Annotated in this window: 11 protein-coding genes; 9 read left to right on the top strand and 2 right to left on the bottom strand. The window is 67.5% G+C overall.

Features of this window, described 5'->3' with window-relative positions:
* Positions 1 to 175: 175 nt before the first annotated feature.
* A complete protein-coding gene (rlmJ, locus tag PARHAE_RS00580) occupies positions 176 to 955 on the bottom strand; it encodes a 23S rRNA (adenine(2030)-N(6))-methyltransferase RlmJ (RefSeq protein ID WP_126152664.1) in 780 nt (259 codons plus the stop codon).
* 533 nt (positions 956 to 1,488) lie between these two features.
* Positions 1,489 to 1,713, bottom strand: coding sequence for a DUF1127 domain-containing protein (locus tag PARHAE_RS00575; protein ID WP_241232613.1), 225 nt, complete (start codon positions 1,711 to 1,713; stop codon positions 1,489 to 1,491).
* Positions 1,714 to 2,049: 336 nt separating this feature from the next.
* On the opposite strand from PARHAE_RS00575, the gene PARHAE_RS00570 reads away from it, so the two are divergent.
* The 9 genes from PARHAE_RS00570 (at position 2,050) to PARHAE_RS00525 (ending at position 11,722) form a co-directional block, all read left to right on the top strand.
* Entirely contained in the window at positions 2,050 to 3,144 is a 1,095-nt protein-coding gene (locus PARHAE_RS00570) for an Mrp/NBP35 family ATP-binding protein (RefSeq protein ID WP_126152663.1), read from the top strand.
* A gap of 614 nt (positions 3,145 to 3,758) precedes the next feature.
* Positions 3,759 to 4,271: a division/cell wall cluster transcriptional repressor MraZ gene (locus PARHAE_RS00560; RefSeq protein ID WP_126152661.1), complete on the top strand. Its 513-nt coding sequence runs from the start codon at positions 3,759 to 3,761 to the stop codon at positions 4,269 to 4,271.
* Positions 4,272 to 4,274: 3 nt separating this feature from the next.
* Complete coding sequence (gene rsmH / locus PARHAE_RS00555; protein WP_126152660.1) at positions 4,275 to 5,240, top strand: 16S rRNA (cytosine(1402)-N(4))-methyltransferase RsmH; 966 nt, start codon at positions 4,275 to 4,277, stop codon at positions 5,238 to 5,240.
* On the top strand, positions 5,240 to 5,596 hold the full coding sequence (gene ftsL / locus PARHAE_RS00550) for a cell division protein FtsL (RefSeq protein ID WP_126152659.1): 357 nt from the start codon (positions 5,240 to 5,242) through the stop codon (positions 5,594 to 5,596). Before rsmH ends, ftsL begins: the two co-directional genes overlap by 1 nt.
* Positions 5,597 to 5,601: 5 nt before the next feature.
* On the top strand, positions 5,602 to 7,431 hold the full coding sequence (locus PARHAE_RS00545) for a peptidoglycan D,D-transpeptidase FtsI family protein (RefSeq protein WP_126152658.1): 1,830 nt from the start codon (positions 5,602 to 5,604) through the stop codon (positions 7,429 to 7,431).
* Positions 7,432 to 7,442: 11 nt separating this feature from the next.
* Positions 7,443 to 8,924 carry a UDP-N-acetylmuramoyl-L-alanyl-D-glutamate--2,6-diaminopimelate ligase gene (locus tag PARHAE_RS00540; protein WP_420899378.1) on the top strand — a complete coding sequence of 494 codons (1,482 nt, stop codon included), beginning with the start codon at positions 7,443 to 7,445 and terminating at the stop codon, positions 8,922 to 8,924.
* Complete coding sequence (locus tag PARHAE_RS00535) at positions 8,921 to 10,303, top strand: UDP-N-acetylmuramoyl-tripeptide--D-alanyl-D-alanine ligase (RefSeq protein ID WP_126152657.1); 1,383 nt, start codon at positions 8,921 to 8,923, stop codon at positions 10,301 to 10,303. Before PARHAE_RS00540 ends, PARHAE_RS00535 begins: the two co-directional genes overlap by 4 nt.
* Before the next feature lie 3 nt (positions 10,304 to 10,306).
* Positions 10,307 to 11,389, top strand: coding sequence for a phospho-N-acetylmuramoyl-pentapeptide-transferase (gene mraY, locus PARHAE_RS00530; protein WP_126152656.1), 1,083 nt, complete (start codon positions 10,307 to 10,309; stop codon positions 11,387 to 11,389).
* A 6-nt stretch (positions 11,390 to 11,395) separates the two neighbouring features.
* On the top strand, positions 11,396 to 11,722 hold the full coding sequence (locus PARHAE_RS00525; RefSeq protein ID WP_126152655.1) for a hypothetical protein: 327 nt from the start codon (positions 11,396 to 11,398) through the stop codon (positions 11,720 to 11,722).
* Positions 11,723 to 11,799 lie beyond the last annotated feature (77 nt).

Here is an 11,799-nt window from a genome sequence, read left to right as displayed (position 1 = left end):
GACATAGGCCAGGTTGCTTTCGGCCCCGCCCGCCCGGCGCCCGGGGCCCCGGGGCCGCGGGGGGGGGGGGGGGGGGGGGGGGGGGGGGGGGGGGGGGCGCGGGCGCGCGGCCGGGGGCGGTTGGGGGGGGGGGGGGGACCCTCCCACTGGGGGGGGGGCCGGGGAATCCCCCGGTTCAGGCATGGGCGCGGAAGGTGGCGTCCAGCCGCGCGGCCTCGTCCGCCAGCCCGTAGGGGGCGTTCAGCACCCACATGCCCGATCCGATCATCGAATGGCCGGGGCGGGCCGGGGGGAAGGACACCTGGGACCGAAGGGCGTCGGGATGGGCGGCGGTCAAGGCCTCCAGCATCGGCGCATGGCGGTTGTCGGTCAGAATGGGATACCACAGCGCGATGACCCCGACGTTCCATTTGCGCGCGATCAGTCCGATCTGGCGGGGGATGGCGGCGTAATCCGCCTTCACTTCGTAACTGGGGTCGATCAGGATCATCCCGCGTCGGGGCGTGGGCGGGCAGACGGCCTGCGCCATCTGGAATCCGTCTTGGCGATGCAGGGCGGCAAAGCCCGCCACTTGGGTCAGGGCGTCGTATTCGGCGGGGTGAAGCTCGGCCAGGTGGGCGGAATCACCCCGGCGCAGGAAATGCGCGGCGATCAGCGGCGATCCGGGATAGGCCAGCGGGCCATGGCTGCGGCGGACCTGCGTCAGGGCGCGCAGCAGCGGGTGGTCCGGGGGCAGCCATTCTTGCGCCTCGGCCCGCTGGATGCCGGCGCGTGCCTCGCCGGTCTTGGTGGCCTCGGCCCCGTCCAGCCGATAAAGGCCACGACCGGCATGGGTTTCCAGATAGGACAGCGGCTTGTCCTTGCGCGTCAGGTAATCCAGCGCGGCGGCCAGCAGCGCGTGCTTGTGCAGGTCGGCCAGGTTTCCCGCATGATAGGCGTGTTGATAGCTCAGCATGTCGCGCCCTTAGCCCGCGCGGTCTTGCGGGGAAAGCCTTATATCGCCTTGCACGGGCCGATGCGGCTTTCTGAAACGAAAAGCGGCGGCGCCCAGGGAGGAGGAGGGGCGCCGCCGCGGAACGCTGGCCCAGGGAGAAGGGAGGGGCCGCGTTTGGGGTGCGGCACGGCCAGGGAGGAGGAGGGCCGTCGCCGCCAACGATCGGACCAATGGGAGGAGGGGTCCGTCGCATCCGGGTGCCGCGAATGGGGCGGCTATGGGGTGCGGGTCAGCCGGGGAGGAGAGGCTTCGCCGCAGACGGCGCGCCCGAGGGAGGAGGAGAGGGCGGGCCGTGTCTGGTGCCGCGATCAGGGCGGCTATGTCAGGTTGCGGCGACCCCAGGGAGGAGGAAGGGGCCGCCGCCTGTCGCTGGAACCCTGGGGGAGGAGAACGGGTTCCGGCGCTGTCTTTGGGCGGCATCCTCGGGGTGGGAGGAGAGAGGATGCCGCCGTTTCCGTGCCCCAGGGAGGAGAGGGGGCCGGAAAATTCCGTCGTTATTTCGTGCCCCAGGCCGCTTCGTGGGCCAGGCGACCGATCATCGCGCGGTTGATGCCCAGATCGGCCAGGTCGCGGTTGGTCAGCACGTTCAGTTCGCGGACCGTCTGGCGATAGATCGCACGGCGGGCGCGGTTTTCCTGCATGTGCTGGATCGCAGCCATCAAACGACCGGCGAAGCCAGTGGCGGCGGCGGCGTTGTGGGTGTGTGCGATGGCAGCCATGGTGTATCCTTTCAGCGTCTCTTGCGTCTGCGCCCTGCCCGGATGGCCCGGCGCCGTTTCGATGCACCCAAGATGGCGCTAATGCTGCGACTGCACAATGGATCATTGGGGAATGCTGCCATGCAGCAATCGCATGACTGGCGCGTCAACCACCCGCAAGGCCGTTCATATTTATGACGGAAATGTAACAATCCAGGTGCGTTAGCGTTCACGCCGCGCCGCAAAAACATGCGAATTCGGAGGTGCGACGGTCATCTTGCCGCATATTGCGGCGGGTGGTTGATGCCGCAGCCGGTGTGGACCATGGTTGCGTTAATCTTTCAAACAGGTCCTGACATGTCCGTGAACCGCGAAGCTGCCCTTAGGGAAATCTCTGATATCGTTCTGCCGGACGGCCGGACGCTGGAAAAAGCCGATCTGGTGCGGGCGTTTTCGGTCGATGGCGACACGGTGAGATTCGTGCTGGAGGTCGCGGATGCCGGTGTGGCCCGCAGCCTCGCCCCCGTCGAGGCCGAAGCCAAGCGCCGCCTGGAGGCCCTGCCGGGCGTGGCAAAGGTCCAGATCGTCATGACCGCCCCCGCGAGCAAGGCGGCCCCCACCCAGCCGGTGCGCAGTTCGGGCGCCGCGCCCTCGTTGCAGATCGGTCGCCATCCGACCGGGCAGGGCGGGCCGCAGCCTATTCCCGGCGTCAAAAGCATCATCGCCATCGGGTCGGGCAAGGGCGGCGTCGGCAAGTCGACCGTGACCTCGAACCTGGCGGTGGCGCTGGCGCGCGCCGGGCGCCGGGTCGGGCTGCTGGACGCCGACATCTATGGTCCCTCGCAGCCGCGCATGATGGGCGTGTCGGGCCGTCCCGCCAGCCCCGACGGCCAGCATATCGAGCCGTTGCAGGCCCATGGCGTCACCGTCATGTCCATCGGCCTGATGCTGAAGGAGGGCGAGGCCGTGGTCTGGCGCGGCCCGATGCTGATGGGCGCGATGCAGCAGATGCTGCAACAGGTGAACTGGGGCGAATTGGACGTGCTGCTGATCGACCTGCCGCCGGGCACCGGCGACGTGCAGTTGAGCCTGTGCCAGAAGGCGGCGGTGACAGGGGCGATCATCGTCTCGACCCCGCAGGACGTGGCGCTGCTGGATGCCCGGCGCGCCATCGACATGTTCAACAAGCTGAAAGCCCCGGTCCTGGGCCTGGTCGAGAACATGTCCACCTATGTCTGCCCGAACTGCGGCCACGAAGCGCATCTGTTCGGCCATGGCGGCGTCGCGGCCGAGGCCCGCGCCCTTGGCCTGCCCTTCCTGGGAGAGCTGCCGCTGGAACTGGACGTGCGCCTGGCGGGCGATTCGGGGCGGCCGGTGGCCCTGGGGGACGGGGCGACGGCCCAGGCCTATGCGCGGCTGGCGGATCGGCTGGTCGGGGACGGCCTGGCCTGATTCCCTCGGTCCTGGGAAAACGCGGGAATAGGCAGGGAAGCCTTCGCCCCCGCGTTGCCCAAAGGGATCACGACGCCGTGACGGCCCGTGAAGCGCATTGGCCGCATTTCTGCTTTTTTGTGGATAAGTCGCAACAGGTCCGGGCGGGCGGCGGCCAGGGTCGGCTGTGGATCAGCGTCTATATCAAATATTAATCATCGATATCTTGGGGGGAATCGAGGCCTTGAACCCAAGGAATTGGGTTTCAAGATGATTCGGTGACGGTTTGCCACAGGTCGCGGCATTTCGCTGTTCGCGGTTTGGCTTCCTCACCGGGCGCAGAATTCCGTTGCTTCCCATAAATTCCCATGCCACAACCTGATCACGAAGACGGGCAGTAAAGGGGCGACCAAGACCCCAAAAGGCGAAGCAGGCTTTCATACAGGCGTCCGTTTTCCAACAAGCCGTCCGCAGGCGCGAGCAGCACCTCCCCCAGGTGGCGCCTGACAAGGACGGACCCCGAAAAACGGGGAAAGACCGTGGGAACGAGGGCGGCGGATCGGGCAGTGGCAGCAGCCCGGTCCGCCCTTTCTTTTCACGCGGACGGAAAGGCTGGGCAGTGAGGCAGGGCCAAGGTGGCGCGGAAGTTCAGAGGCACTGAATCCGTCAAGGTCGATGGCAAGGGTCGGATGTCGATCCCGGCCCGGCTGCGCCGCGTCTTCGATGCCGGCGATCCCGGTTTCGCCACCGCCAACACCGGCCGCACGCAACTGGTCGCCGTCTATGGGCCCGACTGGTGGAACTGGATCGAGCTTTACACCATCGAGGCCATCGAGGAGATCGACGAGCAGATCGACAAGCTGACGCGCGGGTCGCCCGAACGGCGCTGGCTGGAAATGCTGATGAACGGTCAGTCCACCGATCTGGAAATCGACCGCGAGGGCCGTCTGGTCCTGCCGCAGAAGCTGCGCGAGAAGCTGGGCTTCACCGAGGGCGCCGAGACGATCTTCGAATCGCGCGGCGACTATATCCAGGTCTATCACCCCGATACGCGTCCCAAGGATGTCGCCGCGCTGGAGGATTTCACCGCCCGTCACGGCCCGGATTTCGACCCGCGGTCCTTCCTCGACCAGGTGGACGAGGGCTGAGCAATGGCCGAATCGCATGTGCCCGTCCTTCTGAACCCCCTGCTGCGGGCGGTCGCGCCTGTCGCCGGTGTCTGGCTGGACGGCACCTTCGGGGCGGGCGGATATGCGCGCGGGCTGCTGGCGGCCGGGGCCGGCCGGGTGATCGGCGTGGACCGGGATCCGCTGGTCTTCGACATGGCCGCCGGATGGGCGGGCGAATACGGCGACCGGCTGCGGCTGGTCGCGGGCACGTTTTCCGATCTGGATTCGCTGGCCGGCGAGCCGCTGGACGGGGTGGTGCTGGATCTGGGCGTCAGCTCGATGCAGCTTGACCTGGCTGACCGTGGCTTTTCCTTCCTGCGCGACGGCCCGCTGGACATGCGGATGGAACAGGCGGGACCATCGGCCGCCGATCTGCTGAACGGCGCCGACGAATCGGTGATCGCCGACGTGCTGTATCACTATGGCGAGGAACGCGCCGCCCGCCGCATTGCCCGCGCCATCGTCGCCGCGCGGCCGCTGACCCGGACGGCCGAATTGGCCGAGGTCGTGGCATCCTGCCTGCCGCGCCCCAAGCCGGGCCAAAGCCATCCCGCCACCCGCAGCTTCCAGGCGGTCCGCATCTGGGTGAACGACGAGTTCCGCCAACTGGTCGAGGGGCTGTCGGCCGCCGAACGCGCCCTGAAGCCCGGCGGCAAGCTGGCCGTGGTCAGCTTCCATTCGCTGGAAGACCGGATCGTCAAGCGATTCATGCAGGCGCGATCGAACAGCGCGGGCGGGGGCAGCCGCTATGCGCCCGTGCAGGACATGACGCCCCCCGCCTTCACGATGCCCTTCCGCCGCGCCATCGGTCCCGATCCCGACGAGGAATCCGCGAACCCCCGCGCCCGGTCCGCCCTGCTGCGCGTGGCGATTCGCACCGACGCGCCCGCAGGGGCGGTGGATGCCGATGCGCTGGCGATGCCGCGCCTGCCGAAAGGGGGGCACTGATGCGCCCGCTGACCTTCCTGGCCTGCGCGCTGTTGGTGATGGGCCTGGCCTTCTGGGCCTATCGGGAAAACTACCGCACTCAGGCCGCGCTGGCCGACATGCGCCAGATCCAGCGCGAGATCGCGGGACTGCGCGAGGATCTGGGCGTGCTGCGCGCCGAATGGGCCTATCTGAACCGGCCCGAGCGGCTGCGCGAACTGGTCGATCTGAACTTCGACCGCCTGCAACTGGTCCCGCGCGAATCCGGGCAGGTGATGGGCCTGGGCCATATCGACTATCCCAAACCGCCCCCGCCCCCGGAAACGGCCCCCGAGACCGAAGCCACGCCCGGCGCCGACGCCGCCCCACAGGAGTGACCGTCATGATCCGCACCCCCCTGCGCCCCCTGGCCAAGATCCTCCGCGCCCGCGAGCGGGGCGAAAATCCCGACGATATAGAAGCCGAAGCCCGCCGCCAGCGGCACGAGGCCGTCCAGGACAAGGCCCGCCGCCGGGCCGAAGGGCGGCTGGCGCTGATGGCAAGCTGCTTCGTGCTGGCCTTCGGCGTCGTCGGGGTGCGCATGGGGACGCTGGCCTCCAGCGAACCGATCGAGCCGCAGAGCGAGGTGATGTCGGCCCAGATCGTGTCGCAGCGCGCCGACATCACCGACCGGCAGGGGCGGGTTCTGGCGACGAATCTGCTGACCCATTCGCTGTATGCCCATCCCCACCAGATGATCGATCCGGTGGGCGCCGCGAACGCGCTGGCGCGAATCTTTCCCGACCTGGACGCGGCCGAGCTGACGAAGGATTTCACCGGCAGCCGCAAGTTCATGTGGATCAAGCGCAAGATGTCGCCCGAACAGATGCAGGCGGTCCATGACATCGGCGAACCCGGCCTGCTGTTCGGTCCCCGAGAGATGCGCGTCTATCCCAACGGCCACATCGCCAGCCATATCCTGGGCGGATCGGGCTTCGGCAACGAGGGCGTGAACAGCGCCGAGGTTCTGGGCGTCGCGGGCGTCGAAAAGGCCTTCGACGGCTGGCTGCGCGATCCAGCCAATGACGGCGCGCCGTTGCAGTTGTCCATAGACCTGTCCGTGCAATCCGCGATGGAGCAGGTCCTGGCCTCGGGGATGGAGGTGATGAGCGCCAAGGGCGCGACCGGCATCCTGATGGAAATCCAGTCGGGCGAGATCCTGGCCATGGCCAGCCTGCCCGACTTCGATCCGAACGACCGCCCGCGCCCCTTGCTGAAGGGCGATCCGTCCGACAGCCCGCTGTTCAACCGCGCGGTGCAGGGGCAATACGAACTGGGTTCGACCTTCAAGATCTTCCCGGTCGCGCAGGCGCTGGATTTGCAGATCATCAATCCGAACAGCGGCATCAACACCACGACGCCGATGCGGATCGGCAAATACCGGATCAGCGATTTTTCGAACTATGGTCCGCAGCTGTCGGCGACGGATGTGATCGTGAAATCCTCGAACGTGGGAACGGTCAGGATCGCCCAGATGATCGGCGTGGACCGGCAAAAGGATTTCCTGCAAAAGCTGGGCTTCTTCGATCCGCTGCCGATCGAGATGGTCGAGGCGCCGACCGGCAAGCCGTTGGTGCCGACGCGCTGGCCCGCGGTGACCGCCGCCACCGTGTCCTTCGGCCACGGCCTTGCCGCCAGTCCGCTGCACCTGGCCGCCGCCTATGCGACCGTCGCCAACGGCGGCGTGAAGGTGACGCCGACGCTGATCCACGGCCGCACCCGGCCCCAGGGCGAACGGATTCTGTCCGAACGCGCCGCCCACCGCGCTGTGGACATGCTGCGCCAGGTCGTGACGCGCGGCACCGCAAGGCAGGCCGAGGTCGAGGGCTACGAGGTCGCGGGCAAGACAGGCACCGCCGACAAGCCTCGCCCCTCGGGCGGGTATTACGACAACAAGGTGGTGTCGACCTTCGCGTCGGTCTTTCCGGCAAGCGCGCCGAAATACGTGATGATCGTGACGCTGGACGAACCGTCCGTCACCGGGCCGGGCGGGGAAAGCCGCACGGCGGGGGCCACGGCCGCGCCGGTCGCCGCCGCCATCATCCGCCGCCTGGCGCCCTTGGTCGGGCTTGAACCCGTGACCGACGAAAACCTGCCGGTCATCGCCCCGCGCTTCGCGCCCCGTGTTGAATCGCAACCGGCCGATGAGCTAAAGCTCAGCGCAAATCAATGATGGGTGAGACGGTGCAGGGCAGAAAGACGCTGTCGCAGTTGGGGCTGCGGGCAAGGGACGGACGCGACCCGCAGATCACCGGGCTGTCGCTGGACAGCCGCACCGTGAAGCCCGGCCATCTGTTCGCGGCCCTTCCCGGATCGGCGCTGCATGGCGGGGAATTCATCCCCTATGCCCTGCGAATGGACGCCGCCGCCGTCCTGACCGACCGCGCGGGGGCCGAGATGGCGGCCGATGCCCTGTCCGGCTGGAACGGCGCCGTGGTGGTCGCCGAGGATCCGCGCGCCGCCCTGGCCGGCGCCGCCGCGCTGTGGTTCGAGGCGCAGCCCGATCATGTTGTGGCCGTCACCGGCACATCGGGCAAGACCAGCGTCGCCAGCTTTACCCGCCAGATCTGGCAGCATCTGGGTCGCAAGGCGATCAGCCTGGGCACGATGGGGGTCGAAGGCGACTATCAGGCCAAGCTGGCCCATACGACGCCCGACCCCCTGACCCTGCACCGCATTCTGGCCGAGGCCGCGGCGGCGGGTGTCACCCATGCCGCGATGGAGGCGTCCAGCCACGGCCTGGATCAGCGCCGCCTGGACGGCGTTCGCGTCGAGGCCGGGGCGTTCACCAATTTCAGCCAGGACCATCTGGATTATCACGCGGGCTTTGACGATTATTTCGCGGCCAAGGCGCTGCTGTTCAATCATATCCTGGAAGAGGGCGGTTCCGCTGTCATCAACGTGGACAGCGACCGGGGGCGGCAGATGGTCGACATCGCCACCGACCGGGGCCTGGCCGTCACCACCGTCGGCACGCGCGAGACGGCGATGCTGCGGATCCTGGGCCAGCGGTATGATGCGACCGGGCAGGATCTGCGATTCTCGGTCATGGGTCAGCCGCATATGGTCCGCCTGCCGCTGATCGGCGGATTCCAGGCGGAAAACGTGCTGGCGGCGATGGGGCTGGTTCTGGCGGCGGGCGATCCGGCCGATGCCGTCCTGCGCGCGCTGCCCGAGCTGCACACCGTGCGCGGGCGGATGCAGCTTGTCGCGCAGCGCGAAAACGGCGCCACGGTCTTTGTCGATTACGCCCACAAGCCGGGCGCGGTGATCGCCGCGCTTGGATCGCTGCGCCCGCATGTGATGGGCCGGATCGTCTGCGTGATCGGCGCGGGCGGCGACCGCGACCGGGGCAAGCGTTCGCTGATGGGGCAGGCGGCGCGCGACTTTGCCGATGTGGTGATCGTCACCGACGACAACCCCCGGACCGAGGATCCGGCAGCCATCCGCGCCGCAGTCATGGAAGGCGCAGGCCCCGAGGCTACCGAAATCCCCGACCGGGCCGAGGCGATCCTGCGCGGCGTCGATGCGCTGCTGCCGGGCGACGCGCTGCTGATCTGCGGCAAGGGTCACGAGACCGGCCAGATCATCGGCACCGACGTTTATCCCTTTGACGACGCCGAACAGGCCTCGGTCGCGGTCGCGGCACTGGACGGCAAGATATGACCCTGTGGACAGCCGAGGAAGCCGCCGCCGCGACGGGCGGGCGCGCGCAGGGCGACTGGACCGCGACGGGCGTCTCTATCGACACCCGCACGATCCGGGCGGGCGACCTGTTCGTGGCGCTGAAGGACGCGCGCGACGGCCATGATTTCGTGGCGCAGGCTCTGGACAAGGGCGCCGCCGCAGCCCTGGTCAGCCGCGTCCCCCAGGGCGTTTCGCCGACCGCGCCGCTGCTGATCGTGCCGGATGTTCTGGCGGCGCTGGAGTCGCTGGGCCGGGCGGGGCGCAGGCGCATGGCTGGCAAGGTCATCGCCATTACCGGATCTGTGGGCAAGACCTCGACCAAGGACATGGCGCGGGCGGCGCTGACGGGGCAGGGGCGCATCCATGCCGCCGAGGCCAGCTATAACAACCACTGGGGCGTGCCGCTGACCCTGGCGCGGATGCCCCGCCACACCGATTTCGCCATCATCGAGATCGGCATGAACCATCCGGGCGAAATCGCGCCCCTGTCGCGTCTGGCCCGTCCCCATGTGGCGATGATCACCACCGTCGCCGCCGCCCATCTGGAAGCGTTCGGAGCCATCGAGGGCATCGCCCGCGAAAAGGGCGCGATCTTCCAGGGGCTGGAACCCATCGGCCACGCCATCATCCCCGAGGATCTGCCGGTCACGCAGATCCTGCGCGATTGCGCCGACGAAGCGGGCGCCCTGGTCATGGGCTTTGGCCGCGACGGGCAGGCGAAGCTGGTGCAGGCCAAACCCGACAATGGCGCCTTGAAGTGCCGCGCGCGGATCGGCGGCGAAACGGTTGATTTCACGCTGCACACGACCGGCGCGCATTTCGCGATGAACGCGGTGGGCGTGCTGGCCGCGCTGGCCGCCGCCGGGGCGGATGTGAAGGAAGCGGGCCAGCGCCTGGGGGACTGGTTGCCCCCGAAAGGGCGCGGCGCGGTCGAGGATCTGGCGGGCCTGCGCCTGATCGACGACGCCTATAACGCCAACCCGACCTCTCTGTCGGCGGGACTTGCCACGCTGGCGGGATTGCAGGGCGGACGGCGCGTGGCGATCCTGGGCGACATGCTGGAACTGGGCGCGGACGAGATCGCGATGCATCGCGCGATGGCCGACGACCCCGCCATGGCCCAGGTCGATCTGGTCCACAGCGCCGGTCCCCGGATGCGCCACCTGCATGACGCCCTGCCCCCCGCCAGGCGCGGCGCCTGGGCCGAAAACGCGGCGGAACTGGCGGCGCGCGCCGCCGATCTGGTCAGGCCCGGCGATATCGTGCTGGTGAAGGGCTCCAAGTCCTCGAAGATTTCGACCGTCGTTGACGCCTTGCGGAAAACGGCGCAGACGCCCGTCTCTGAAACGAAAGAATAACCGATGCTCTATTGGCTAAGCAGCCTTTCCGAAGGGGGCGACCTCTTCAACCTGTTTCGCTATATCACCTTCCGGGCGGGCGCGGCCTTCTTCACGGCGCTGATCTTCGGTTTCATCTTCGGGCGTCCGCTGATCAACTATCTGCGCCGCGTCCAGAAAAAGGGCCAGCCGATCCGCGACGACGGCCCCGAGGGCCATTTCGTCAAGGCCGGCACCCCCACGATGGGCGGCATCCTGATCCTGTCGGCGCTGTTCTTTTCGACGCTTCTGTGGGCGCGGCTGGACAACGGCTATGTCTGGATCGTGCTGCTGGTGACGACGGGCTACGCCGCCATCGGCTTTGCCGACGATTATGCCAAGGTCAGCAAGCAGAACACCAAGGGCGTGTCCGGCAGGATTCGGATGCTGCTGGGGCTGGCCCTGGCCTTTGTGGCCTCGGCCTGGGCGATGTGGCTGCATCCGGCGGATCTGTCGGGGCAACTGGCCCTACCGGTCTTCAAGGACGCGCTGGTGAACCTGTGGCTGTTCTTCATCCCCTTCGGGATGCTGGTGATCGTCGGATCGGCCAATGCGGTGAACCTGACGGACGGGCTGGACGGGCTGGCGATCATGCCGGTGATGATCGCCGCCGGAACCCTGGGCGTGATCGCCTATACGGTGGGCCGGGTGGACTTCACCACCTATCTGGGCGTCCACCACGTCCCCGGCACGGGCGAGATCCTGATCTTCGTTTCGGCCCTGATCGGCGGCGGCCTGGGCTTTCTGTGGTACAACGCCCCCCCGGCGGCGGTCTTCATGGGCGACACCGGCTCGCTGGCCCTGGGCGGCGCATTGGGCGCCATCGCGGTGGTGACCAAGCACGAGATCGTGCTGGCCATCGTCGGCGGGCTGTTCGTGGTCGAGGCGCTGTCGGTCATCATCCAGGTCGCCTATTTCAAGCGCACCGGCCGCCGCGTCTTCCTGATGGCGCCGATCCACCACCATTTCGAGAAGAAAGGCTGGGGCGAAGCGCAGATCGTGATCCGCTTCTGGATCATCGCGCTGATCCTGGCGCTGATCGGGCTTGCGACGCTGAAATTGAGGTAGACGGCCATGAAGGATGATCAGCCGCTCCCTCTTTCGCGCGAAAAGGCGGCAGACGCGTATTTCAAATGTTGGGATGATGCAGCAGCTCGGCTTGTGCGCAGCGTGTTTCTATTGGGCGCGGGTCTCCTCGGGCTGCTTCTGTTTCCGATTTTGGTAAGGCCAGCACTGGAAGCCACGGTTGAACCAGCATCGCTTGCCGGATTCTACAAGTTTTCTACTTCTGTTGGGGTGGCGCTGATTTTCCTTGGGGGAATTTTAGGCAGCCTTTTGTGGGGCTTTGTTTTGCTTGCAGGTGCAGTCAATTCGGCGATACTAGGGCGTGTTGACGTTTGAGGATTTCCAAACTGATCGCTGGCTGATTCAAGGCTGCCAAATGGGAGGCAACCTTGATCCGCACGACGTTGACCGAC

Source organism: Paracoccus haematequi, assembly GCF_900631945.1.
GTDB classification, from domain to species: domain Bacteria; phylum Pseudomonadota; class Alphaproteobacteria; order Rhodobacterales; family Rhodobacteraceae; genus Paracoccus; species Paracoccus haematequi_A.
This window is presented reverse-complemented; position numbering and strand designations above follow the sequence as displayed.